Raw genomic sequence first — 25,268 nt, 5'->3', positions numbered from 1 at the left:
TGCTCGGGTCGTACGCGCGCATCGCCTGTGGTCCTCCGCCGCCGAGGTGATCAGGGCTGCGGGCCGCCGCCGGCGACTGTGCGGCGGTCCTGAGCGGATCGTAGGCTTCCCGGGCCCGCTTCGCCAGCGCCGGAGCGGCCGCCCGGCCGCCCGAAAATGCGTCCGTCACACAGGCAGTTGGTGGCGTGCCCGGGTAGGGCGTCAACGCCGTCGTTCCGGCCATGGAGGCGTACGCTCCGGCCATTCTGATCGCCGCGGCCGCCTTATCGGGCGGCCTGTCGCGCCGCGCCGGACAGCGGCCCGTTCCTTTGTCCGTCCGGTAATTGCGGAGCCGGATTCCCCCGCCGGATCACTTCCGCAGTGTCACGCTCCGCATACGAACGGTGAAAACCCTCACGGGGGAGGAATGCCCGCGCGGAACGTGCGGGCGGCAAGGAATGGACCGCGGCGGCGGATCGGGGAAGTGGCGGGCGCGGCGGGGAAATTGCGGAGCGGTCCGCGCCCGGGCGGGCGGTGCGTCGGCCTGCGGGCGGCCCGCCCGCGGGCATACGGAAGAATGGACCGCATGAGTCTGTTCCGCGACGACGGCATCGTGCTGCGCACCCAGAAGCTGGGTGAGGCGGACCGGATCATCACGCTGCTCACCCGGAACCACGGGCGGGTCCGTGCCGTGGCCCGCGGGGTGCGCCGGACGAAATCGAAGTTCGGGGCGCGGCTGGAGCCGTTCTCCCATGTCGACGTGCAGTTCTTCGCGCGCGGCGCCGAGCTGGTCGGGCGCACTCTGCCGCTGTGCACGCAGAGCGAGACGATCGCGGCGTACGGCAGCGGGATCGTCACGGACTACGCGCGCTACACCGCGGGCACCGCGATGCTGGAGACCGCCGAGCGGTTCACCGATCATGAGGGCGAGCCCGCCGTACAGCAGTATCTGCTGCTGGTCGGCGGGCTGCGGACGCTCGCCCGCGGTGAGCACGCACCGCATCTGGTGCTGGACGCGTTCCTGCTGCGCTCGCTCGCCGTGAACGGCTACGCGCCGAGTTTCGACAGCTGCGCGAAGTGCGGGCTGCCCGGCCCCAACCGGTTCTTCTCGGTGGCGTCCGGCGGTGTCGTCTGCGGTGACTGCCGGGTGCCCGGAAGCGTCGTACCCTCCTCTGAAGCCATCGGGCTCCTGGGGGCACTGCTCACCGGGGACTGGGCGGCGGCGGACGCCTGCGCGGCGCGGCATGTCCGGGAGGGCAGCGGGCTCGTCGCGGCGTATCTGCACTGGCATCTGGAGCGGGGCCTGCGCTCCCTCCGGTACGTAGAGAAATAGCTGTGGACATTCGGCTCGGCCGAGACAGAGACATTGGGAGACGTGGGCGGATGGCACGACGCGGGATTCTGGGCCGCAACCGGCGGGAGTACGAGGCGCCCGAGCCGCACCCTTCCGGTGCGCGCCCGCCGAAGATCCCCGGTGAGCTGGTCCCGGGCCATGTGGCGATCGTCATGGACGGCAACGGCCGGTGGGCCAAGGAGCGCGGACTGCCGCGCACCGAGGGCCACAAGGTCGGCGAGGGCGTCGTCCTGGACGTCCTCAAGGGCTGTATCGAGATGGGCGTGAAGAATCTCTCGCTGTACGCCTTCTCGACCGAGAACTGGAAGCGCTCGCCCGACGAGGTGCGTTTCCTGATGAACTTCAACCGCGATGTCATCCGGCGCCGGCGGGACGAGATGGACGCACTGGGAATCCGGATCCGCTGGGTCGGCCGGATGCCCAAGCTGTGGAAGTCCGTGGTGCAGGAACTCCAGGTCGCGCAGGAGCAGACCAAGGACAACGACGCGATGACGCTGTACTTCTGCGTCAATTACGGCGGGCGCGCGGAGATCGCGGACGCGGCGGCGGCGATCGCGGCGGATGTACGGGCCGGAAAGCTGGACCCGTCGAAGGTCAGTGAGAAGACCGTCGCGAAATACCTGTACTACCCGGACATGCCGGATGTCGATCTCTTCGTCCGGCCGTCCGGTGAGCAGCGCACGTCGAATTACCTGATCTGGCAGAGCGCCTACGCCGAGATGGTTTTCCAGGACATTCTGTGGCCGGATTTCGACCGGCGGAATCTCTGGGACGCCTGCCTCGAATACGCCAGGCGGGACCGCAGGTTCGGCGCCGCGCCGGACGCGGAGCCCACGCGGAACTAGCCGATCCGCGGCAGCCGTACGCCGCGATGCGTCAGGCGCGATGCGTAGGAGGGGATACGCGTGCGCCATGACGCATACGCGGTGCGCATACGACATGCGCATACGGCACACGTATGACAGCCGGGTGCGTCCGTACGCGTACGGACGCACGAAGCGGGCGGGGGAGTGCGGGCACCGGAGCGGGGCCGGCCGGCTCGGGGAGCCGGTGGGTCCCGTTCCGGGCGTTGTGGGGCCGGACGGGGCGCGGTCCCGATGGCGGTGCCGCCGGAGTCGGGTCCGTCGAGCCGAGCGCCACGGCGGCGGAGCGCGCGCACCTCCGGACCGGCCGGGGCGCGCCGGGCCGGTGAACGGTGGGGTCCGGAGACGGTGAACGTATGGGCCCGCCACGGGCAGGAGGCACGGCTGGCGGCGTCGGGCACGCGGCGTCTCGCCCGGCGGGCGGCCCGCGGTGTGCGGGCCCGCCGGGCGGCAGACGGGCCCGGGTCAGACCCCGGCGGCCGACTCCGCGCAGTCGCCGCAGGTGCCGAAGATCTCGATGGTGTGCGCGACGTCCTTGAAGCCGTGCTCGGCGGCGATCTGGTCGGCCCACTTCTCGACCGCGGGGCCCTCGACCTCGACGGCCTTGCCGCAGGCCCGGCACACCAGATGGTGGTGGTGATCGCCGGAGCTGCACCGGCGGTAGACCGCCTCGCCGTCGCTGGTGCGCAGCACATCGACCTCGCCCGCGTCGGCGAGGGACTGCAGCGTCCGGTAGACGGTGGTCAGCCCGACCGAGTCGCCCCGGTGCTTGAGCATGTCGTGGAGTTCCTGGGCACTGCGGAACTCGTCGACCTCGTCGAGGGCGGCCGAAACGGCGGTCCGCTGCCGCGTCGACCGGCCGCGTACCGGAGATCCCGCGCTCGTCGCCACCGTTGCCTCCCTAAGACCTCAGGACTTCTTCCCCCTGGACGGGCGTTCGGCCATTGTGCCAGGTGATGGCCGGAAACCGGGTGGGACGCTTACCGGTACATCTATCTCCCGTGTCCGGGGCCGGGCCCGCGCCCCGGTTCCCCGCGGAGCGCCGGGCCCGCAGGGTCACACGCTCACGTCGTCGGCCGGGGTGCGGCTGCCCGGTACTTCCAGAGTGCACCCTTTCGCGCTGCCCGCAGCGCCCGCGGCGGCTTTGGCGCGCCTTCTCGCGAGCGGTGCGGCGAGCACGGTGGACAGGACGAACAGGGCGATGGCGAAGAGCACGATGGTCGCGCCGGACGGCACGTCCACGTAGTACGAGGTGGCGGTGCCGGTGAGGGTGACCGCGACGCCGACCGCGATGGACACGACGAAGGTCACCGCGAAGCTGCGGCTGATCTGCTGGGCGGTTGCGACCGGGATCACCATCAGGGCGCTGACCAGCAGCAGGCCGACGACCCGCATGGCGACCGTGACGGTGACCGCGGCGGTGATCGCGATCAGCAGATTCAGCAGCCGGACCGGCAGGCCGGTGACGCGGGCGAACTCCTCGTCCTGGCAGACCGCGAACAACTGGCGGCGCAGGCCGATGGTGATCAGCAGCACCAGGGCGGCCAGCACATAGATCATCGTCATGTCCTGCGCCGAGACGGTGCTGATCGAGCCGAAGAGATAGGTGCTGAGGTTGGCGTTGGATCCGGCGTCGGAGAGGTTCATCAGCATCACACCGCCCGCCATACCGCCGTAGAACAGCATCGCCAGCGCGAGGTCGCCGCGGGTCTTGCCGTACCAGCGGATCAGCTCCATGGCGAGCGAGCCCGCGATGGCGACGGCGGTGGCGACCCAGACCGGGCTGAAGTTCAGCAGGAAGCCGAGGCCGACACCGGTGAGCGCGACATGGCCGATGCCGTCGCCCATCAGCGCCTGCCGGCGCTGGACGAGGTAGATGCCGATGGCCGGGGCGGTGACGCCGACGATCAGGGCGGCGAGCAGGGCCCGCTGCATGAAGGCATAGTTCAGGATGTCCATCAGGTCAGCAGTCCTGTACGCATCGGTTCCGCGGCCGCGTCGGCGTGCGGGTGGACATGGTCGTGGCCGGGCAGCGCGTGCTGGCCGACGGCCTCGGGGGGCGGGCCGTCGTGGACGACGCAGCCGTCCCGCAGCACCACCGCGCGGTCGATGAGGGGCTCCAGCGCGCCCAGCTCGTGCAGCACCAGCAGCACGGTGACGCCGCCGGCGACCTGCTCGCGCACCGCGCTCGCCAGCACTTCCTGGCTGGCCAGGTCGACGCCGGCCATCGGCTCGTCCATGATCAGCAGTTCCGGTTCGCCGGCCAGCGCGCGGGCTATCAGCACCCGCTGGTGCTGGCCGCCGGAGAGCGCGTTGACGGAGTCCCGGGCGCGGTCGGCCATCCCGACCAGCTCCAGCGCGCGGTGCACGGCGGCGCGGTCGGCCTTGCGCAGGACCCCGAGCTTCGTACGGGCCAGCCGGCCGGACGAGACGACCTCGCGGACGGTGGCCGGGACGCCGCCGGCCGCGGTGGTGCGCTGCGGGACGTAGCCGATCCTGGCCCAGTCCCGGAAGCGCCGGAACTCCGTGCCGAACAGCGACAGCGCACCGCCGGTGAGCGGGACCTGGCCGATCACCGACCGTACGGCGGTGGACTTGCCGGAACCGTTGGCGCCGAGCAGGGCGACGACCTCGCCGCGGTGCACGGTGAGATCGACCCCGCGCAGTACCGGGCGGGAGCCCAGCGAGGCGGTGGCGCCGCGCAGGTCGACGACCGGTTCATCCATGGTGGCCTCCGTCATGTGGGGTGTCCGCGGGCGCCGGCTCACTTGGTGCCGAGCGCCTTCTGGAGGGCGGCGAGGTTGGCCTGCATCACACCGAAGTAGTCCTTGCCGCGGGACTTGTCCGTGATGCCTTCGAGCGGGTCGAGGACATCGGTCTTGAGGTTGAGGTCGCCGGCCAGGGCCTTCGCGGTGGCCGGGTTGGCGATCGTCTCGAAGAAGATCGTGGAGACGTGGTGCTCCTTGGCGAGGTCGTGCAGTTCCTTGACGCGGTTGGCGCTGGGCTCGGACTCGGGGTCGATACCGCTGATGGCCTCCTCGGTGAGGCCGTAGCGCTCGGCGAGGTACCCGAAGGCCGCGTGGGTGGTGACGAAGGTGTCGGAGGTCCGGTTCTTCAGACCGTCCTTGAAGGCCGTGTTCAGGCCGTCCAGCTTCTTGACCAGGGCGTCGGTGTTCTTCTGGAAGTCGGCCTTGTGCTCCGGGGCGGCCTTGGCGAGGGTGGCGTTCACGCCCTTGGCGACCTCGGCGTACTTCACCGGGTCGAGCCAGATGTGCGGGTCCTTGCCGGCCTCGGACTCGGAGTGCGAGTGGTTGTCGCCGGTCGTGTGGTGGTGGCCGTCGACCTCGGTGCCGTGCTCTTCGAGCGTGGTCAGGGCGGCGGCGTCGGCGATGTTTTTCACGCCGGACTGCTTGACGGCGCTGTCCACGGCGGGCTGGAGCCCCTTGAGGTAGACGATCGCGTCGGACTCGCCGAGCTGGGCGATCTGCTTCGGGGTGAGGTCCAGGTCGTGCGGTTCGACGCCCGGCTTGGTGAGGTCGGACACCTCGACATGCGATCCGCCGATCTGCTCGGCGAGGAACTCCATGGGATAGAAGGACGCCGTCACCTTGAGCTTGCCGCCGCTCCCGGTACCGCCCCCGCTTCCGTTGGCGTCGGAGGTGGAGCAGGCGGAGAGGGCCAGCAGGCCGAGCATCGAGGCTCCGGCGAGGGCTGCGGTGGATATGCGACGGCGTACGTTCATGACAGTCATTTTCAACAAAGATGGAAACGATTGTCAACTAAGCATATTGGCGGGGGTCGGCCGCGGGGCCCGCGGCGAGCGGGTGCGGAACCGATTTGATCCCGGGGGTGCGACCGCCGGTACCCTGGGCCATTCGCTGTTCGTCGTCGTAATGAAGAGAGCACCGTGGCCGCCGACAAGATCGATACCATCGTCAGCCTGAGCAAGCGCCGTGGCTTCGTATTCCCCTGCAGTGAGATCTACGGCGGCTCCCGTGCCGCCTGGGATTACGGTCCCCTCGGCGTGGAGCTCAAGGAGAACCTCAAGCGCCAGTGGTGGCGCTCCATGGTCACCTCGCGCGACGACGTCGTCGGTCTCGATTCGTCGGTGATCCTGGCCCCCGAGGTGTGGCAGGCATCCGGCCACGTCGCCACCTTCACCGACCCGCTCACCGAGTGCACCTCCTGCCACAAGCGCTTCCGCGCGGACCACCTGGAAGAGGCGTACGAGGCCAAGCACGGCAAGCTGCCGGCGAACGGCCTCGCCGACCTCAACTGCCCGCACTGCGGCAACAAGGGCGCCTTCACCGAGCCCAAGCAGTTCTCCGGCCTGCTCTCCACCCACCTCGGCCCGTCCCAGGACACCGCCTCGGTCGCCTACCTGCGCCCCGAGACGGCGCAGGGCATCTTCACCAACTTCGCCCAGGTGCAGCAGACCTCGCGCAAGAAGCCGCCGTTCGGTATCGCGCAGATGGGCAAGTCCTTCCGGAACGAGATCACTCCGGGCAACTTCATCTTCCGGACCCGTGAGTTCGAGCAGATGGAGATGGAGTTCTTCGTCAAGCCGGGCGAGGACGAGCAGTGGCAGGAGTACTGGATGGAGCAGAGGTGGAACTGGTACCTCGACCTCGGCATCCGCGAGGAGAACATCCGCTGGTACGACCACCCCGCCGAGAAGCTCTCGCACTACTCCAAGCGCACCGCTGACATCGAGTACCGCTTCAACTTCGGCGGCACCGAGTTCTCCGAGCTGGAGGGCGTGGCCAACCGCACGGACTACGACCTGTCCGCGCACGCCAAGGCGTCCGGCCAGGACCTCTCCTACTTCGACCAGGAGGCCGGCGAGCGCTGGACTCCGTACGTCATCGAGCCGGCGGCCGGTGTGAACCGCGCGATGCTCGCCTTCATGCTCGACGCGTACATCGAGGACGAGGCGCCCAACGCCAAGGGCAAGATGGAGAAGCGCGTGGTCATGCGGCTCGACCCGCGCCTGGCGCCGGTCAAGGTCGCGGTGCTGCCGCTCTCCCGCAACCCGCAGCTGTCGCCGAAGGCGAAGGGCCTGGCGACGGACCTGCGCAAGAACTGGAACATCGAGTTCGACGACGCGGGCGCCATCGGCCGCCGCTACCGCCGCCAGGACGAGATCGGTACCCCGTTCTGCGTCACGGTCGACTTCGACACCCTCGACGACAACGCCGTCACGGTGCGCGAGCGCGACACGATGAAGCAGGAGCGGGTCAGCCTGGACCAGATCCAGGCGTACCTGGGCTCGCGGCTGCTCGGCTGCTAGTTCCCCGCGGGGCGCGGCGGACAGGCCACGCGACGCGCCACCCGGTATGACGACGAGCGCCGGCCGGGCCCGATGATTCGGGCCCGGCCGGCGCTGTGTGTACGGGGCCCGGGGCGCCCGCCGGGTCAGCCGGAGAGCCGCGCGGCCGTCCGCGCGGCGAGCGTTCCGCACAGGGCCGCCAGGGGGAGTTCGGTGGCGAGGGCCATGGCGAGCGCACCGGCCAGTTCCTGGCCCGGGGCCGCCAGCGCCACATCGGCGCAGGCGTCGGCGACCAGGAGGAGGGCCGCCGCGGCGGCCGGCGCGCGGTGCCGGGGATCGGCGCGTACGAGGCGGGTGCCGGCGGTCAGCAGGCAGACCGCCTCCGCCACGTCCAGGGCCACCCAGGCCACCGCCTCCCGGGCCGGGAGGGTCGCGGCGAGGTAGCCAAGCCACGGCAGCAGGGCCAGTCCGGCACCCGTCAGGAGCCGTCCCTGCCACCGGCGGGCGGCGCCGGCCGAGGGGTAACTGCGGCTGGAACAAGGCGAGGTGAGGGTGATGAGGCTCATGGCGCGGGTCTCTTCCGGCTGGGGTGAACCCGGCTTTCGGGCTCGTCACCACCCTCCCGATCCGGGCCGCCGAAGTCGGTAACGCGGTTGTCCGACTTGGGGTGGCACTGGCTACACCCCCGGTGCGGACACTGGCTTCATGGTGGCCCCGGCGCACCGCCGCCTATCGTCTGATCATGACCATTCCACCCCGGCTGCGCCGTGCCCTCGCCCGGCTGCGGCGCGACATCCTCTTCATCGCCGCCGGGGTGCCGCTGCACCTCGTCTCACCACTGCTGTTCACCTGGGCGGGGATCTTGCTGGCCAGGACGCTGGCGGCCACCTCGTCCAACGCCCCGGCGATACTGCCCGCCCCCCTGGCGCTGCTGGTCGTCGCCGGGTACGGGCTGACCGAGACGCAGCGATGGCGGTTCCGGGCGCTGTGCGGGGTGGATCTGCCGCGGCTGCGGTTCACCGAGAAAAAGCGGCAGTTCGGCTACAACTGGCTGGTCGGCCCGCTGCTCGGGGTGCTCGAAGCCCTGCTGCTCGCACTGGCGGCGGCGGGGCTGGCGGCGGTGCTGATACTGGTGTGGATCTGGGCGATTCCGTGGCAGTGGCGGATCGAGCATCCCGGCTACGCGACCCGGGCCACGCTCGTCACCCTGCTGGGGCTGGCGGCGCTGGCCGCGGTGCCCGCGCTGGCCGCCGGGCTGGTACGGCTGGAGAACATCGTCGGCCGGGCGGTGCTCGGCGTCAGCTGGGCCGATGAACTGGCGCAGCGGGTCGAGGACCTCACCGAGAGCCGGGCCGGTGCGGTGGACGCGGCGGACGCGGAGCGCCGCCGCATCGAGCGCGATCTGCACGACGGCGCGCAGCAGCGGCTGGTCTCCCTCGCGCTGAACCTGGGGCTGGCCAAGGCCACCCTCACCGATCTGTCGCCGGCGGCCCGGGAGGCCATCGAGGCGGCGCACCGCGAGGCGAAGGAGGCGATCGAGGAGCTGAACAGCCTCGTGCGCGGTCTGCACCCGGCGGTCCTGGACGAACTCGGTCTGGACGCGGCGCTGTCAGGGCTCGCGGCCCGCGCGCCGCTGCCCGTGCGGCTCCGGGTCGATCTGCCGGAGCGGGCGGGGACGGCCGTCGAGGGGGTCGCGTACTTCGTCGTCTCGGAGGCGCTGACGAATGTCGCCAAGCACGCGCGGGAGGCGACCCGGGCCGACGTGACGGTCACCCGGCTGGGCGGGATACTGCGGGTGGTGATTGCCGACGACGGAATGGGCGGCGCCGATCCGGCCCGGGGGACCGGTCTGCGGGGCCTCGTCCAGCGGGTCCGGTCGGTGGACGGAACGTTCTGGATGAGCAGCCCTGTGGGGGGTCCGACGATGATGAGCGTGGAGCTGCCGTGCCCGATGTGAAGCGTGCCGTGATCGCGGAGGACTCCGTGCTGCTGCGGATCGGGCTGGTCAAGGTGGTGGAGATGGCCGGCTTCGAGGTGGCGGCCGAAGCGGGGGACGCGCAGGGGCTGTTGACGGCGGTCGCGGCGCACCGGCCGGACGTCGCGGTGGTGGACGTCCGGATGCCGCCCGACTTCACGGACGAGGGGGTGCGGGCGGCGCTGGCGATCCGGCGGGAGTGGCCGGCGACGGCGGTGCTGCTGCTGTCCCAGTACGTCGAGGAGCGGTACGCGGCCGATCTGCTGGCGGCGAACACCGGCGGCGTGGGCTACCTGCTCAAGCAACGGGTCGCGGACGTCGAGGAGTTCATCGAGGCGCTGCGCCGGGTCGCGGCCGGCGGTACGGCGCTGGACCCGCAGGTGGTCGCGCAGTTGCTGGTGCGGCGGGCGAGCGACCCGCTGGAGCGGCTGACCGGACGCGAGCGGGAGGTCCTGGCCCTCATGGCGGAGGGCCGGTCCAACGCGGGCATCGCCGCCCAACTGGTCGTCAGCGAGAGCGCGGTGGCCAAGCACATCAACAGCATCCTCGCCAAACTGGACCTGCCGAAGGCCGACGCCGACCACCGGCGGGTGCTGGCCGTGCTCCACTTCCTGGGCGTCGGCGGCTGAGACCGCGCCGCACGGCGGTCGGGTGGCACGGCGGCCGGGTGGCACGGCGGCCGGGTGGCAGGGCGGCCGGGCGGTCGGGTGGCACAGCGGCCCCGAGGCTCGGCATGGCGCGGTCCGGTCGTGGCGGCGGTGGGTGGCTGGGGCGGCTGTGACGGTGGTCGTGGGCGGTGGGTGGTTGTGGCGGGCGGGACCGTCAGGCGTGCAGGCCGCGGAGGATCAGGTCGCGGACGGCGTCGAAGTCGGCGGTGATCCCGGGACGGGACCATTCGGGGGCGTACCCCGGATCGTGGAAACGGCCGGTGGCGTCGAAGACGGCTCGGGCCGTGGTGGCGGGGGAGGGGGCGGTGAAGGCGCCCTGGGTGACACCGGCCTCGATGAGGGTGGTGAGCTGGGCCTCCAGATCGGAGACATGCCGGTCCACCACGCCGCCGCTCTCGCCGATCAGGGTCATGTACGTGGCGAACAGCTCGGGGTCGTCGCCCGCCTTGTGGCGTTTGGCCTCGAAGAGGGCGGTGAGCCAGCGGTCCAGCCGCTCCGGGGCCGGGCCGTCCTCCGCGACGATGGTCTTCAGCTGCTCGCTCGTACGGTCCAGCCAGCGCTCCGTGACCGCATCCCGCAGCGCCGCCTTCGTGCGGAAGTGGCGGTAGACGCTGCCGTGACTGACGCCCAGGGCGCGCGCCACATCGACGACCGTGGCCTTGGCCGGGCCGTAGCGGCGCAGCACCTCCTCGGTGGCTTCGAGGATGCGCTCGGGGGTCAGGGTCTCGGGGGGCATGGGACGGGCCGGCCTTTCGGGGAGGAGCGGGCGGGGCGCCGGGCGGGTCACCCGGGCGGACGTACGCCAGGTACGTAGGGACCGTACCCGGCGGGCCCGACGCGCGCCCCGGGGGTCAGCGCTCGCTGTCCAGGCGGGCCATCTGCTCGGCCGGATAGCGGTCGCCGGCGGCGGCACCGGCCGGTACCGCGCGCTCGATCGCGGCCAGGTCGTCGGCGTCCAGCGTGATCTCCATGGCGCCGAGCGCCTCGGCCAGGCGGTCGCGGCGGCGGGCGCCGATCAGCGGGACGATGTCCTCGCCGCGGGAGAGCACCCAGGCGATGGAGGTCTGGGCGACCGAGACGCCCTTCTGCTCGGCGATCTCGCGCAGCGCGTCCACCAGGTCGAGGTTGTGGTCGAGATTCTCGCCCTGGAAGCGCGGGGACATCCCGCGGAAGTCGTTCGCGGCGAGCGTGCGGCCGCGCTGCCAGTGGCCGCTGATCAGGCCGCGGGCGAGGACGCCGTACGCGGTGATGCCGATGCCCAGCTCGCGGGCGGTGGGCAGGATCTCGTCCTCGATACCGCGGGAGATGAGGGAGTACTCGATCTGGAGGTCGGAGATCGGGGCGACGGCCGCCGCCCGGCGCAGCGAGTCGGCGCCGACCTCGGAGAGGCCGATGTGCCGGACATGGCCGGCCTCGACCAGCTCGGCGATGGCGCCGACCGTCTCCTCGATCGGCACCGCCGGGTCGAGACGGGCGATGCGGTAGATGTCGATGTGGTCGGTGCCCAGGCGCTGGAGGGAGTACGCGGCGAAGTTCTTGACGGCTTCGGGGCGGCCGTCATAGCCGGAGAAGGCGCCTTCGACGGTGCGCAGCGCGCCGAACTTGACGCTGATCAGGGCCTTTTCGCGGGTGGCGGCGGGGACACCGCGCAGGGCCTCGCCGATCAGCAGCTCGTTATGGCCCATGCCGTAGAAGTCGCCGGTGTCGAGGAGGGTGACGCCCGCTTCGAGGGCGGCGTGGAGGGTGGCGATGGATTCGGCGCGGTCGGTGTCGCCGTACAGGGCGGACATGCCCATGCAGCCGAGACCGAGGACGGAGGTCTGCGGGCCGGTGGTGCCGAGGGTGCGGGTCTGCACGGGGTGCTCCTCAAGGAAGGAAGGGGGAAAGGAAGGCGCGTGGTGGCGTGCATTCAGCATGACATGACGACTGACAGATTTCAATATCTGTCAGTCGTCATGTCGTGACCGGCGGGACCGATCCGATCCGACTCGACCCGACCGCCCGCTCCCGTCCCCCGCTCCTCGTCAGCGCAAGGTGCGCGGCAGGCGGAAGGTGAGCGCCGTGGTGCCCAGGACCAGGGCCAGTTGCGTCAGCAGGGCCGCGAGCAGCGCGTCGCGGGTGCCCAGGGTCGGCAGGAGGGAGAGGAAGAGGGTGCCGAGGGTGGCCACACCGAGGGCGAGACCGGACTGCTGGGTGGTGACCATGACGCCGCCGCCCACCCCGGCCTGCGCCACCGGCAACTCACTGAGCACGATGCGCAGCAGCACCGGCAGCACCATGCCCTGGCCCAGGCCCAGCACCGCCATGCTCGGCGCGAGACCGGCCACCGACACACCGGGCCAGCCCGCGTGAACGGTGAGTGCCAGCCCGGCCAGTCCGGCCGCCTGGATCAGCGAACCGGCCGTCACCACCCGCCGCCCGAAGCGCTGCACCAGCCGCGGGCCGGCCAGCGAGGCGAGGAAGAACGTCAGGCAGAGCGGCAGCAGCGCCAGCCCGGCGGCGAACGGGCCGTAGTGGAGGCCGGTTTGCAGGGCGACGGCCACCACGAACATGAAGCCGCCGAAGCCCACCGAGAACGGCACGATCACGGACAGGCCGCTGTACACGGACGGGATGCGCAGCAGGGACGGTGGGAGCAGCGGCGTCCGGCCCGCGCGTTCGGCCCGCCGCTCGACGACGGCGAACGCGGCGGCCGCGAACGGGAAGGCGGCGAGCAGCAGCCAGGACCACAGCGGCCAGCCCGCCGCCCGGCCCTCGGTCAGCGGCAGTAGCAGGGTGATCAGCGTGGCGGCGAGCAGCACGGTGCCGGGGCCGTCCACCCGCGTGGGGTGCGGGGAGCGGGTCTCGGGGACCGTACGGGCGGCCAGCAGCCAGGCCGCGGCGGCGATCGGGACGTTCACCAGGAAGACCGCGCGCCAGCCGGTGCCCGCCAGATCGGCCGAGACCAGCAGCCCGCCGAGTACCTGGCCGAGGGCGCTGGAGATACCGGCCGTGCCGCCGTACAGGCTCACCGCCTTCGCGCGGCGCCGGCCGCTGGTCGTGGCCTGGATGGTGGCCAGCGCCTGCGGCAGCAGCAGCGCGGCCGCGGCGCCCTGGGCCACCCGGGCGGCCACCAGCGTCCAGGCGTCCGGCGCCAGTCCGCAGGCGAGCGAGGTGATACCGAAGGCGGCCAGGCCCCACAGGAACAGGCGGCGGCGCCCGACCATGTCGCCGAGCCGGCCGCCGAGGACGAGCAGCATGGCGTACGCGACGCCGTAACCGGCCACCACCATCTCCAGGGTGGCGGCGCCCGCGTGCAGATCGCTGCCGATGGTCGGCAGCGCCACATTGACGATAAAGAAGTCGATCATGGGCAGCGCGGCGCCGAGCAGGACGGTCAGCAGGCCGAGCGGAGTCAGTACGGCGGTGGCGGAACGGACGGGGGCAGGCGCGACCGGCGCGGGCGGCGCGGCAGGTGTGCCCGGTGTGGCCACTGCGGTCGGGGAGAGGGTCGGAATGCGGTTGTCGCTCACGGGGACGACGATCGTCCGCCGCGCAGAGGGGTACCAGAGTCTCCTTATCCTGGTACCCGTGCTACCTGGCAACCGGATGGGGCCTTTGGCATCCTGGAGCGCATGACCGTGGACGCAAGGATGACGCAGGTGCCCACCGCGGACCGGCCCCCGGGCCACGGACCCCGTACCGAGGCCCCGCCCACCGACGCGCCACGTGCCGACGCCCGGCCTGCCGGGACTCCGCGGACCGATGTTCCCCGCACGGCTGCTCCACGTACCGGTGCCCGCGACGGCGCCGCCGCCGACGCCGCCGTCCGGCGGGCCGAACTCGCAGCCTTCCTGCGCAGCCGGCGGGAGCGGATCACGCCCGAGCAGGTCGGGCTGGTACGCGGCGGCCGTCGGCGCACCCCCGGGCTGCGCCGCGAGGAGGTCGCGCATCTCGCGGCGGTCGGTGTCACCTGGTACACGTGGATCGAGCAGGCACGCGATATCCAGGTATCGCCGCAGGTCCTGGACGCGGTCGCCCGCGCGCTGCTGATGGACCGCGCCGAGCGCAATCACCTCTTCGTGCTGGCCGGGGTGGCCGATCCGCTGCCGGACACCGAGTGCACCGGTGTGCCGCACGCGATGCGGCAGGTGCTGGACCAGCTCTCACCGTTCCCCGCCGCCGTACAGAACGGCCGGTTCGACATCCTCGCCTACAACCGGCCGTACGGGCGGCTGCTCTGCGATCTCGACGCGCTGCCCGAGGAGGACCGCAACTGCCTGTGGCTCGCGTTCACCCACCCCGGGTGGCGGGCGAGCCTGGTCGACCGGGATGCCACGGTGCGGGTGATGGCCGCCAAGTTCCGGGCGTCGATGGCCGAGCATGTTGCCGAGCCCGCCTGGAAGGCGCTGGTCGCGCGGCTGACGGAGGCGTCGCCGGAGTTCCGGGAGATCTGGGCACGGCACGAGGTCGTCCGGTCGGTGAGCAAGACCAAGATCTTCCGCAATGCGCAGGTGGGCACCCTCCAGCTCGTCGCCACCAACTTCTGGACGGGCCCCAACCCCGGCCCCAGGCTGCTCTCCTACACTCCGGTCGACGAGGAGTCCCGGCAGCGGCTGGTGCGGCTGGCGGAGCTGGACACGGCCGGGCCGGAGCAGCCGCCGCGGACCCGGCAGGGAGAGCGGCCACTCGCCGGGGTGTGACGGGTACGCCGCGCTCACGGCCGCACGGACCCGTAAGCGCTGAGAGCCGTACGGCCCCGGAACCGTACGACCCCGGCGGCGCTCAGGTGCGCCCGTCCTCCGCAGCGCTCAGGACCGCACGTTCTGCGGCGTATGGCCGTGCGGCGGCTCCTGGTCGAACAGGCCCGCCGTGCGGTGGGCCGTGGCGCGGGCCCAGCGGCCGGTGGTCAGGAAGCCCAGCAGCAGGATGAGCCCGCCGCAGCCGGTGATGATCCACCAGGCGGGGCGGCCGGCCCTGAGGAAGTCGCCGCCGGTCGCGGCGGCGCCCATCCCGCTGGCCAGCACCGCGCCGATCACCGCGACGCCCAGGGACTGCCCGACCTGCCGGCTGGTGGAGGCGACGGCGGCGGCCACCCCGGCCTGGGCGAGGGGCATCCCCGACACCGCGGTGTTCGTGATCGGCGTGTTGACCAGGCCGAAGCCAACGCCGAACAGGACGTAGCCGGTGAACAGCAGGGTGTTGGTCTCCTGGGCGTCGAACACGGCGAAGAGCACCCCGCTGATCCCCATCGTGGCCCCCGCGAGTACCAGCGGCAGGCGCGGACCGCCGCCGGCGACCAGCCGCCCGGACACCGGCGCGAAGATCAGCGTCATCCCGGCCATGGGGATCATGTAGAGCCCGGCGCCCAGGGCGGACAGCCCGCGGACGTTCTGCAGGTAGAGGGTGTTCATGAAGAGGAAGCCGCCGAGCGAGGCGAAGGCGGCGACCGCGACGACGGTGGCGCCGCTGAACGGCGCGCTGTGGAAGAAGCGCAGATCGATCAGGGGTTCCGTGCGCCGGCGCTCGTACCGGATCAGGCAGGCCAGACAGACCGCCGCGAGCAGCGCGACGGTGATGATCACGGGCGAGTCCAGACCGGCGTCCGGCGCCTCGATGATCGCGTACGTCACCGTGCCGAGCAGCCCTATGACCAGCAGCTGCCCGACCGGGTCGACGCGACGCGGCTTGGGGGCGCGCGACTCCGGGACGTAGCGCAGCGTCAGGAAGAGCGCGAGGGCGCCGATCGGGACGTTGATCCAGAAGATCGACCGCCAACCGATGGTCTGCACCAGCAGCCCGCCGACGATCGGCCCGGCCGCCATGCTGATGCCGACCACACCGCCCCACACCCCGATGGCGCGGGCCCGTGCGCGGGGATCGGTGAAGGTGTTGGTGATGATCGACATCGCGACGGGGTTGAGCATCGAGCCGCCGACCGCCTGCATCATCCGGAAGATCACCAGCCACTCCAGGCTGGGCGCGAGGCTGCACAGCAGCGAGCCGAGCGAGAAGACGATCAGGCCGACCATGAAGACCCGGCGCCGGCCGAGCCGGTCGGCGGTCGAGCCGGACAGCATCAGCAGCGACGCCAGGACCAGCGTGTAGGCGTCGATCGTCCATTGCAGGCCGGAGACCGAGGCGTGCAGTTCCTTCTGGATCGACGGCAGGGCGACGTTGAGGACGGTGTTGTCGAGGCTGACGATCAGCAGGCTCATGCAGCAGATCGCCAGCACGAGCAGACGCCGTCGGCGGCTGAGCTCAGGCATGGATGAACGCTACAACGATCCGGGACCACGGGCCCCGGCGGATCCGGTCGCGCCGTGCGGGACAATGGGGGGTCGGGCCGGTCGTGCGCCCCGGGGCTCCGCCCCCGCCGCGCCGCCCGGCCGAGTCCGGCCCGCCGGCCCCGTCCGCTCATCCGCCCGTCGAAGGAATCCGCCTCCCATGACTCTGCTCCAGATCGGTCCGCACACGGTGCAGCCGCCCGTGGTGCTCGCGCCGATGGCCGGGATCACCAACGCTCCGTTCCGGACGCTCTGCCGGGAGTTCAGCGGCGGCAAGGGCCTGTTCGTCAGCGAGATGATCACGACGCGGGCGCTGGTCGAGCGGAACGAGAAGACCATGCAGCTGATCCACTTCGACGCGACCGAGAAGCCGCGCTCGATCCAGCTGTACGGCGTCGATCCGGACACCGTCGGCAAGGCCGTCCGCATGATCGCGGACGAGGACCTGGCCGATCACATCGACCTGAACTTCGGCTGCCCGGTCCCCAAGGTGACCCGGAAGGGCGGCGGCTCCGCGCTGCCCTACAAGCGGAACCTGCTGCGCGCGATCCTGCGCGAGGCGGTGGCGAACGCGGGTGCGCTGCCGGTCACGATGAAGATGCGCAAGGGCATCGACGACGGCCACCTCACCTACCTCGACGCGGGCCGGATCGCGGCCGAGGAAGGCGTGAGCGCCATCGCGCTGCACGGGCGGACGGCGGCCCAGCACTACAGCGGCACCGCCGACTGGGACGCCATCGCCCGGTTGAAGGAGCACGTCCCGGAGCTCCCGGTGCTCGGCAACGGCGACATCTGGTCGGCCGACGATGCGGTGCGGATGATGCGCGAGACCGGCTGCGACGGCGTGGTCGTGGGGCGCGGCTGCCTGGGCCGGCCGTGGCTCTTCGGCGATCTGGTGGCCGCCTTCGAGGGCACCGGCACCGCCGCACAGCCGACGTTCAAGGAGGTCGCGGCCGTGATGCTGCGGCATGCGACGCTGCTGGGGGAGTGGCTGGGGGACGAGGCGCGCGGCGTGATCGACTTCCGTAAGCACGTCGCCTGGTACACCAAGGGCTTCTCGATCGGTTCCGAGATGCGCCGGAACCTCGCGATCACCTCTTCGCTCGACCAGCTGGACGCTCTGCTGTCGGAGCTGGACCTCGACCAGCCGTGGCCGGTGGGCGCGGACGGCCCGCGCGGGCGCACCTCGGGCCGCGACCGGGTGGTCCTCCCGGACGGCTGGCTGGACGACCCGTACGACTGCGCGGGCGTGGGCGCGGACGCGGAGCTGGACACGTCGGGCGGCTGACGGCCGGCGGTGCCCCGCTCTCCCCGACGGGCGCCGGAGGTCTCCTCGGCGGAAGTCTGCTGCGCGCCGGGGCGGGATCGGCGATGCTGAGGGCCGCGTCCGCAGGGCGCACAGGTGATCGATGTGCGGCCGGGGGCGGCCCCGGTTCGCGTGATCGGGAGGGGAGTGATGGCCGTGCGCGCCCTGGTCATCGTCCATGACCACATGTCCACCACGGGCCGCGTCGGCGAGCGGCTGGCCGAGCGGGGCTACGCGCTCGACGAACTGCTCGTGGTGCCCGCCGAGCGGTACACGACCCCGGACGTGGACGTGGTGTTCCCGCCGCCCACGAACTATGGCTTGATTCTGACCCTCGGCGCTCCGTGGTCGCTGACCCGGACAACCGGCTGGATGCGCGCGGAACTGGCGCTGCTGCGCACCGCGCACGAGGCCGGCATACCCGTACTGGGCATCTGTTTCGGCGGTCAGGCGCTGGCCACGGCGCTCGGTGGCCGCACGGAGCGGGCGCCGCGCTTCGAGCTGGGCTGGAGCCGTATCGAGGCCGACGAGCCGGAACTGGTGGGCCCGGGGCCGTGGTTCCAGTTCCACGGCGATCGCTGGCGGCTGCCACGGGGCGCCCGGGAGCTGGCCCGCAACGAGGTCGCCTCGCAGGCGTTCGTCCTGGGCCGCTCACTTGGCGTGCAGTTCCATCCGGAGCTGACGCCCGAGGTGCTGCGGACCTGGTTCGACCAGGCCGGTGCCGTGATACCGGCCGAGGTAGCCGCGGACCCGGACCGCCTCGTCGCCGAGCTGCGCGCCGAGCTGCCGGCGGTACGGGAACGGGCGCGCGCCCTGGTGGACGCGTTCCTCGACCGGGTCGCCGAGGTGTGAGACTACGGCGCCGGGTCGGGAGGCGACGGTGCCGGGGCGCACGGCGGAGGAGAGCAGGTGCGCGGCGGCCGCGCCACCGTTATCGCCCGCGTCCGGCAGCCCCGGCGACCGTCCGGATGGCGGGATCGGACGCCTCCCGAGCGCGTGATTCTCGCCACCCTTGATAAGGGGTGCGCTCAGATGAGCATTCATTGAAGGGCTCCACCTCTCCAACGATGGCACTGGGTGCCATCTGCTGTTTGTTCGACTGATCAAGTCATTCACTGCATACAGTGACGTTTGGTAGCGGTAAGTAGCACATTGGGCCCGTTCCGGCTGCCGTCCCGCGTGGTGTGTTCGGGTAGTGAATGCACTGATCAACGGGACGGCATTTTCGATCTGCTGGCGGATAGCCGGTTACGCACGCATGTCGACCAAGTGGACGTACCCAGACGCCTTCGATCTGGGTATGTTCCTCGCCGTCAGGGCAGCCTCCCCCAACGCCGTCCGGGGGTACCCCCAACGAGGAGTCGGTCCCGTGCCGGAAACCCAAGATCCCCACGTCACCCAGCCTGCGCCCGCGAAGTTCGTCTACGACTTCACCGAGGGCAACAAGGACCTCAAGGACCTCCTCGGCGGCAAAGGCGCCAACCTCGCCGAGATGACCAACCTGGGGCTTCCCGTCCCGCCCGGCTTCACGATCACCACTGAAGCGTGCAAGGTCTACCTCGACACCGGAACGGAACCCGCGGCACTGCGTGCCGAGGTCTCGGAGCACCTCGACGCCCTTGAGAACAGGATGGGCAAGAAGCTCGGCCAGGCCGACGACCCGCTGCTCGTATCGGTCCGCTCGGGCGCGAAGTTCTCGATGCCCGGCATGATGGACACCGTCCTGAACATCGGCCTCTCCGACGCGTCGGTCGTGGGTCTCGCGGCGCAGGCCGGCGACGAGCGGTTCGCCTGGGACTCCTACCGCCGCCTCATCCAGATGTTCGGCAAGACCGTGCTGGACGTGGACGGCGAGCTCTTCGAGGAGGCGCTGGAGGAGGCCAAGCGGGCCAAGGGCGTCAGCGTCGACGTCGAACTGGACGCGGCCGATCTGCGGGCGCTGGTCGGTGTGTTCAAGGACATCGTCGCCAAGGAGACCGGCCGGGACTTCCCGCAGGACCCGCGCGTGCAGATGGACCTCGCCGTGCGCGCGGTCTTCGACTCGTGGCACACCGACCGCGCCAAGCTCTACCGCCGCCAGGAGCGCATCCCCGGCGACCTCGGTACCGCGGTCAACATCTGCTCGATGGTCTTCGGCAACCTCGGCCCCACCGCGACGTCCCTGGGCGGCGGCACCGGTGTCGCCTTCACCCGCGACCCGGCCAGCGGCCAGCAGGGCGTCTACGGCGACTACTTGCAGAACGCGCAGGGCGAGGACGTCGTCGCCGGCATCCGCAACACCGTGCCGCTCGCCGATCTCGAAGGCATCGACAAACCGGCGTACGACGAGCTGATGCGGATCATGGAGACGCTCGAAACGCACTACCGGGACCTGTGCGACATCGAGTTCACCATCGAGCGCGGCAAGCTCTGGATGCTCCAGACCCGGGTTGGCAAGCGCACCGCGGGCGCCGCCTTCCGGATCGCCACCCAGCTCGTCGACCAGGGCCTGATCGACGAGGCGGAGGCCCTGCAACGGGTCAACGGCGCACAGTTGGCGCAGCTGATGTTCCCCCGCTTCGACCTGGACGCGAAGGCCGAGATGATCGGGCGCGGCATCGCCGCCTCCCCGGGCGCGGCGGTCGGCAAGGCCGTCTTCGACTCGTACACCGCCGTCAAATGGTCCCGGTCCGGCGAGAAGGTCATCCTCATCCGCCGGGAGACCAACCCGGACGACCTGAACGGCATGATCGCCGCCGAGGGCATCCTCACCTCCCGCGGCGGTAAGACCTCGCACGCCGCCGTCGTCGCCCGCGGCATGGGCAAGACCTGCGTCTGCGGCGCCGAGGAACTGGAGGTCGACACCAAGCGGCGCCGGCTGACCACATCGGACGGGACCGTCATCGAGGAGGGCGACGTCGTCTCCATCGACGGCTCCTCCGGGAAGGTCTACGCCGGTGAGGTGCCGGTCGTGCCGTCCCCCGTCGTCGAGTACTTCGAGGGCCGGATGCACGCCGGCGCCGACGACGCGGACGAACTGGTCAAGGCCGTCCACCGCATCATGGCGTACGCGGACCGGGTGCGCCGGCTGCGGGTGCGGGCCAACGCCGACAACGCCGAGGACGCCGCGCGCGCCCGCCGGTTCGGTGCCCAGGGCATCGGTCTGTGCCGCACCGAGCACATGTTCCTCGGCGAACGCCGCGAGATGGTCGAGCGGCTCATCCTGGCCCACACCGACGCCGACCGGGAGGCCGCCCTCGGCGATCTGCTGCCGCTCCAGAAGGCGGACTTCATCGAGCTGTTCGAGGCGATGGACGGACTGCCGGTGACGGTACGGCTGCTGGACCCGCCGCTGCACGAATTCCTGCCCGACATCACCGAGTTGTCGGTACGGGTCGCGCTCGCCGAGTCCCGCAAGGACCCCAACGAGAACGATCTCCGGCTGCTCCAGGCCGTGCACAAGCTGCACGAGCAGAACCCGATGCTCGGACTGCGCGGCGTCCGTCTCGGCCTGGTCATCCCCGGCCTGTTCGCGATGCAGGTCCGGGCCATCGCCGAGGCCGCCGCCGAGCGCAAGAACGCCAAGGGCGACCCGCGCGCGGAGATCATGATTCCGCTGGTGGGCACCGTCCAGGAGCTGGAGATCGTCCGGGACGAGGCCGAGCGGGTCATCGCCGAGGTCGAAAGGTCCCGCGGTATCAGCCTCAAGCTCACCCTCGGCACGATGATCGAACTGCCCCGGGCCGCCCTGACGGCCGGTCAGATCGCCGAGTCCGCCGACTTCTTCTCCTTCGGCACCAACGACCTCACCCAGACGGTGTGGGGCTTCTCCCGGGACGACGTGGAGGCCAGCTTCTTCACCGCGTACCTGGAGAAGGGCATCTTCGGCGTCAGCCCGTTCGAGACCATCGACAAGGACGGCGTGGGCTCACTGGTACGCAGCGCCGCCGCCGCGGGCCGGGCCACCCGCCCCGACCTCAAGCTCGGCGTCTGCGGTGAGCACGGCGGCGACCCGGAGTCGGTGCACTTCTTCCACGAGGTGGGCCTGGACTACGTCTCCTGCTCGCCGTTCCGCATCCCGGTCGCCCGCCTGGAGGCGGGCCGCGCCGCCGCCGAGTCCAAGGGGAGCGACAGCCGCTGACCCACCGCGGGGCCCGCGGGCGCGCCCGGCGCCCGCACCACCCCGAAAACCCCCGGAGCCGCCGGCCAGGCCCCCATCCCTCAGCCTCGCCGCCGGCTACGGCACCCCACGAGGGCGGCACCTGTGCGGAGGTGCCGCCCTCGGTTTTGCCGTTCGCCTGGGGACGGGCCGCGGGCGCGGTCGGGACTGCGTGGGCATTCGGAGCCTTCTCCGGGCATGCCGAAGCCGCCCGTATCCGCCATCCGATCGCCATGGGCCTCGTCCGCCGCCCGGGTCGGCGCCCGCCACCCGCGCGTCGGCGTCCGCCGCCCAGGTCACGGAAGCATGAACACCGCGAAGATGGCGACGAGGATGAAGATGACGAGGACGGTCACCCAGAGGAAGCGGAAACCGCCTTCGGGGTTGTCGGTGCCGCCGCCGCGGGGCCGGTCCTCGGGGAGCCGGGCGTCAGCCGGCCGGTCACGGGAGTAGAAATCGTCGTCGGAGTCGGTCATCACACCCACCTTCATCGAAGGCAGCGTGCCCTCATTCGCAGGGCTCCAGCGCTGTGCATACCATTCTCTATCACCTTAAAAGAAAGCAAAAGTGTTGTATGGGGCATATCGCCGGATGGGCGGGCGGTGGGCGCCGTCGTTCGGTGACGGACTGTGCTCGATCGGTGCGCAGGCCCGGATCGGGGCGGGGTGCGGCGGGGCAGGGCGGCGCCGTGCTGCCGGGATCGGCCGGGGCGTGTGGCGCCCCTGTCGTGTGATCGTGTGGGCCGAACGGCCCTGCGCCCGCCGGGCGGGCTGCCCCGCAGGTGAACGCGGGCGAGGGCGGCACCCGTGCGGAGGTGCCGCCCTCGCTTTTCTCCGAACTCCCCCCTCGGGAGCTGCCGCCACCCCCGTCGGCGAGGGAAGGCGGCCTTCCACGGAAATGCTGAGCGGTCGGTTATTTGCTCATCACCCCCCACGGGATCGAGCAATCCGTTCCGTTCGCATCGCCGTCGAATTGAGTACAGCATTCCTGCCGCCCACCCGGTGGCGCGACCCTTTTCAAGTCTGGCCAAAAGGGCGTGGTGACCACCCGTGTTGGCGTGCATACTCAGGCATGCCGGGGGTCGACCGAGGAAAACATGGGTGGGGGTTCGGTGTTACGCGTCCATTTCAGTGGACTCGATCTGGCCCGTGTGCGTATCGCCACGCGCCCCGATGTGCTCTGGGAGACGGTCCTAAGTTTTCACCGACTACGCGATCGGCGTGACGATACGGCGTTCGGAAAATGGCGTTCGGAAACACGCGGTAAGTTGAATGGCGAAACGCGACTGCTGGCACCCCTCGTTCCCACGCGCGGGTATTTTCCCGATTTCTTGACGCCACCTGAAGGTCACCTCGGGTTGGACGACGCGTTGTCCGCCCTGCGCGAGACGCCCGCCGCCCGGCTCCACGGCGACCTCGCCCGGCTCTCGCTCGCCCGCCCGCTCCCGTCCTGGCTACGGGCCATGGGCGACGGCGACACCCGCCCGCTCGGCCGGCTCGCGGGCACGCTCCGGCACTACTACGAGGCGGCCGTCGGCCCGTACTGGCCGCGCGTCCAGGGCCGTATCGAGGCCGACCGCGCCGCCCGCGGCCGGGCCCTCCTGGACGGTGGCGCGGACCGGCTGCTCGCCTCGCTCCCGCCGATGATGCGCTGGCGGCCACCGGTCCTGGAGGCCGACTATCCGGTGGAGCGCGACCTCCATCTGCGCGGCCGGGGGCTGCTGCTCCTGCCCTCGTACTTCTGCCGCCGCACGCCGGTCACCTACCGTGACCCCGACCTGACGCCCGTCCTCGTCTACCCCGTCGAGCATCAGGCCCTCAGAGCCGTGCCGCCCGCCCCGCCGGAGCGCTCGCTGGGCCGGCTCGTCGGCCAGACCCGCTCCGCGATCCTCCAGGGCATCGGCGTCGGCTGCACCACCAGCGAACTCGCCCGCCGCGTCGATGTCTCCCTGGCCTCCGCCAGCCAGCACGCGACCGTACTGCGCGACGCCGGTCTGCTGCTCACCCTCCGCCAGGGCAATGCCGTGCTGCACACGCTCACCCCGCTGGGCCGGGCCCTGCTGCGCGGCGCCCACCCGGCGGAGGCCGAGGCGGGAGCGGGAGCGGCGGCGTACGAGCGGCTGGGGTGACGGGGCGCGCCCAAGGGCAGGCGGCTGGGCGGGCACGATCGGCGCGGACGGCAGAGGGGGCGTCCCCGTTACGGACGGGCATCGGGCGGTACGCGCGGTCAGTGATCGGCGCGCCGGCCACCGATCGGCGCAGCGGCCGGCGGCCACCGATCAGTCCAGTGGCGAGCCGCAGGCCGGCCAGTGCGGGGATCGGCGGCCAGCGGCCAGTACGGGGACCGGCACGGTGACCGGCACGGCGATCAGTACGGGCGGTCGCCCGCGATGGCGACCCGCTCGGCGACGCGGCGGTGCGGTGCGTAGTCGTTCACCGCGTAGTGCTGGGTGGCGCGGTTGTCCCAGAACGCGATGTCCCCGGCCCGCCACCGGAACCGCACCTGGAACTCCGGCACCTGTGCCTGCTGGTACAACAGCCGCAACAGCCGGTCGCTCTCGGCCTCCGCCATCCCCACGATCCGGGTCGTGAACGAGGCATTGACGAACAGCATCCGGCGCCCGGTCTCCGGGTGACGCCGCACCACCGGATGTTCCACCGGCGGTAACTCCCCCTGAAATGGCGCTAGTTGAGCGGTGGAGTAGAAGCGCGCGAAGCCCGGCAGATAGTCGTGCACGGCGCGAGCCCCGTCGATGCGCTCCTTGATTTCCGGCGCCAGATTGTCGTATGCCGCCGCCATATCGGCCCACATCGTGTCCCCGCCGGCCGGCGGCACCTCGCGCAGCTGCAACACCGCGCCCAGTGCCGGGCGTTCGCGGAACGTCACATCCGTATGCCAGACATTCTCGAACGTGGGCACTCCGCCCGCCGCCTTGTCGAAACGCACGACATCGTCCGCGTCGGCGGCCGCCAGCAACGGATTGGTCTCCAGCTCACCCCAATTGCGCGCGAATTCGCGCTGCGCGCCGGACGTCAGATGCTGGCCGCGGAAGAACAGCACCTTCCACTCCAGCAGCGCCCGGTTCAGCTCCGCCCGCAGGGCCGCCGACACCGGGCGGGACAGGTCGAGACCGCGGATCTCGGCCCCGATGGTGGCGGCCTGCGGTACGACCTCGAACAGTTCGTACGGCCGGTCCTCCCAGCCGTCGGGGGTCCGGCGCAGGACGCGCGGGCCCTCGTACAGGCCGTCGGCGGGTATGCGGTACGAGCGGAGTACGGATTCGGCGGGACCGGCGATGACTGTCAACGGGACCTCCTGGAAGAGAGGGGAGAGGGGCGGAAGGAGGGAGCGGGGGGGTGCCTCTATGTCCTTCGTCAAGCGAGGCGGGGTGCTCGGTGTTCGTAGAAGGTGCCGTCGCGGAGCATCGCGAACAGCACGCTGATGCGGTGC

The 25,268-nt window shown here is 71.4% G+C and carries 21 protein-coding genes; 10 read left to right on the top strand and 11 right to left on the bottom strand.

The window, feature by feature from the left end; translation table 11 throughout:
- Positions 1-565 precede the first annotated feature (565 nt).
- Together recO and IH09_RS09470 are read left to right on the top strand one after the other, a co-directional pair.
- Positions 566-1,312 carry a DNA repair protein RecO gene (gene recO / locus IH09_RS09475; protein ID WP_052855800.1) on the top strand — a complete coding sequence of 249 codons (747 nt, stop codon included), beginning with the start codon at positions 566-568 and terminating at the stop codon, positions 1,310-1,312.
- Between the two features lie 50 nt (positions 1,313-1,362).
- The gene (locus IH09_RS09470) at positions 1,363-2,178 is read left to right on the top strand and encodes an isoprenyl transferase (protein WP_052855681.1); all 816 of its coding nucleotides are present in this window, start codon (positions 1,363-1,365) and stop codon (positions 2,176-2,178) included.
- Positions 2,179-2,661: 483 nt separating this feature from the next.
- Here the strand turns inward: IH09_RS09470 and IH09_RS09465 are convergent, their stop codons facing one another.
- The 4 genes from IH09_RS09465 to IH09_RS09450 all read right to left on the bottom strand — a co-directional run bounded on the left by IH09_RS09465 (position 2,662) and on the right by IH09_RS09450 (position 5,938).
- Positions 2,662-3,087 carry a Fur family transcriptional regulator gene (locus IH09_RS09465; protein WP_052855680.1) on the bottom strand — a complete coding sequence of 142 codons (426 nt, stop codon included), beginning with the start codon at positions 3,085-3,087 and terminating at the stop codon, positions 2,662-2,664.
- Between the two features lie 165 nt (positions 3,088-3,252).
- Complete coding sequence (locus tag IH09_RS09460) at positions 3,253-4,155, bottom strand: metal ABC transporter permease (protein WP_094795062.1); 903 nt, start codon at positions 4,153-4,155, stop codon at positions 3,253-3,255.
- Positions 4,155-4,922, bottom strand: coding sequence for a metal ABC transporter ATP-binding protein (locus tag IH09_RS09455; protein ID WP_240150885.1), 768 nt, complete (start codon positions 4,920-4,922; stop codon positions 4,155-4,157). The genes IH09_RS09460 and IH09_RS09455 overlap by 1 nt, the downstream gene beginning before the upstream one ends.
- Positions 4,923-4,960: 38 nt before the next feature.
- On the bottom strand, positions 4,961-5,938 hold the full coding sequence (locus IH09_RS09450) for a metal ABC transporter substrate-binding protein (RefSeq protein WP_052855677.1): 978 nt from the start codon (positions 5,936-5,938) through the stop codon (positions 4,961-4,963).
- A 165-nt stretch (positions 5,939-6,103) separates the two neighbouring features.
- On the opposite strand from IH09_RS09450, the gene IH09_RS09445 reads away from it, so the two are divergent.
- On the top strand, positions 6,104-7,486 hold the full coding sequence (locus tag IH09_RS09445) for a glycine--tRNA ligase (protein WP_052855676.1): 1,383 nt from the start codon (positions 6,104-6,106) through the stop codon (positions 7,484-7,486).
- 125 nt (positions 7,487-7,611) lie between these two features.
- On the opposite strand, the gene IH09_RS09440 is transcribed toward IH09_RS09445, so the two are convergent.
- Positions 7,612-8,031: a hypothetical protein gene (locus tag IH09_RS09440; RefSeq protein ID WP_052855675.1), complete on the bottom strand. Its 420-nt coding sequence runs from the start codon at positions 8,029-8,031 to the stop codon at positions 7,612-7,614.
- Between the two features lie 176 nt (positions 8,032-8,207).
- Between IH09_RS09440 and IH09_RS09435 the strand changes: the two genes are divergently transcribed.
- Positions 8,208-9,422 (top strand): sensor histidine kinase, encoded by a 1,215-nt coding sequence (locus tag IH09_RS09435; RefSeq protein WP_052855674.1) that lies wholly within the window; start codon positions 8,208-8,210, stop codon positions 9,420-9,422.
- Between the two features lie 8 nt (positions 9,423-9,430).
- Positions 9,431-10,069: a response regulator gene (locus tag IH09_RS09430; protein WP_052855799.1), complete on the top strand. Its 639-nt coding sequence runs from the start codon at positions 9,431-9,433 to the stop codon at positions 10,067-10,069.
- 193 nt (positions 10,070-10,262) lie between these two features.
- On the opposite strand, the gene IH09_RS09425 is transcribed toward IH09_RS09430, so the two are convergent.
- From IH09_RS09425 to IH09_RS09415, 3 genes are all read right to left on the bottom strand, one after another.
- Positions 10,263-10,844, bottom strand: a complete 582-nt coding sequence (locus IH09_RS09425) for a TetR family transcriptional regulator (RefSeq protein ID WP_052855673.1) — start codon at positions 10,842-10,844, stop codon at positions 10,263-10,265.
- 115 nt (positions 10,845-10,959) lie between these two features.
- Positions 10,960-11,964, bottom strand: coding sequence for an aldo/keto reductase (locus IH09_RS09420; protein WP_052855672.1), 1,005 nt, complete (start codon positions 11,962-11,964; stop codon positions 10,960-10,962).
- Between the two features lie 168 nt (positions 11,965-12,132).
- On the bottom strand, positions 12,133-13,620 hold the full coding sequence (locus IH09_RS09415) for an MFS transporter (protein ID WP_404827249.1): 1,488 nt from the start codon (positions 13,618-13,620) through the stop codon (positions 12,133-12,135).
- Positions 13,621-13,722: 102 nt separating this feature from the next.
- Between IH09_RS09415 and IH09_RS09410 the strand changes: the two genes are divergently transcribed.
- A complete protein-coding gene (locus IH09_RS09410; protein ID WP_240150884.1) occupies positions 13,723-14,790 on the top strand; it encodes a helix-turn-helix transcriptional regulator in 1,068 nt (355 codons plus the stop codon).
- Positions 14,791-14,898: 108 nt separating this feature from the next.
- Here the strand turns inward: IH09_RS09410 and IH09_RS09405 are convergent, their stop codons facing one another.
- Positions 14,899-16,356 (bottom strand): MFS transporter, encoded by a 1,458-nt coding sequence (locus IH09_RS09405; protein ID WP_052855671.1) that lies wholly within the window; start codon positions 16,354-16,356, stop codon positions 14,899-14,901.
- Positions 16,357-16,534: 178 nt separating this feature from the next.
- On the opposite strand from IH09_RS09405, the gene dusB reads away from it, so the two are divergent.
- From dusB to ppdK, 3 genes are all read left to right on the top strand, one after another.
- Entirely contained in the window at positions 16,535-17,662 is a 1,128-nt protein-coding gene (gene dusB / locus IH09_RS09400) for a tRNA dihydrouridine synthase DusB (protein WP_052855670.1), read from the top strand.
- A 168-nt stretch (positions 17,663-17,830) separates the two neighbouring features.
- A complete protein-coding gene (locus IH09_RS09395) occupies positions 17,831-18,532 on the top strand; it encodes a type 1 glutamine amidotransferase (RefSeq protein WP_240150883.1) in 702 nt (233 codons plus the stop codon).
- A 517-nt stretch (positions 18,533-19,049) separates the two neighbouring features.
- Complete coding sequence (gene ppdK / locus IH09_RS09390; RefSeq protein ID WP_052855669.1) at positions 19,050-21,800, top strand: pyruvate, phosphate dikinase; 2,751 nt, start codon at positions 19,050-19,052, stop codon at positions 21,798-21,800.
- Positions 21,801-22,114: 314 nt separating this feature from the next.
- On the opposite strand, the gene IH09_RS09385 is transcribed toward ppdK, so the two are convergent.
- Positions 22,115-22,294 carry a hypothetical protein gene (locus tag IH09_RS09385; protein ID WP_052855795.1) on the bottom strand — a complete coding sequence of 60 codons (180 nt, stop codon included), beginning with the start codon at positions 22,292-22,294 and terminating at the stop codon, positions 22,115-22,117.
- Between the two features lie 791 nt (positions 22,295-23,085).
- On the opposite strand from IH09_RS09385, the gene IH09_RS09380 reads away from it, so the two are divergent.
- Positions 23,086-23,946 (top strand): ArsR/SmtB family transcription factor, encoded by an 861-nt coding sequence (locus IH09_RS09380; protein WP_052855668.1) that lies wholly within the window; start codon positions 23,086-23,088, stop codon positions 23,944-23,946.
- Positions 23,947-24,185: 239 nt separating this feature from the next.
- On the opposite strand, the gene IH09_RS09375 is transcribed toward IH09_RS09380, so the two are convergent.
- Entirely contained in the window at positions 24,186-25,124 is a 939-nt protein-coding gene (locus IH09_RS09375; protein ID WP_052855667.1) for a TauD/TfdA dioxygenase family protein, read from the bottom strand.
- Between the last annotated feature and the right edge of the window lie 144 nt (positions 25,125-25,268).

The sequence above is a fragment of the Streptomyces celluloflavus genome (genome assembly GCA_000720995.1).
Lineage (GTDB): Bacteria > Actinomycetota > Actinomycetes > Streptomycetales > Streptomycetaceae > Streptomyces > Streptomyces celluloflavus.
The sequence above is the reverse complement of the archived record's forward strand: the minus strand, read 5'-3'. Positions and strand labels throughout refer to the sequence as shown.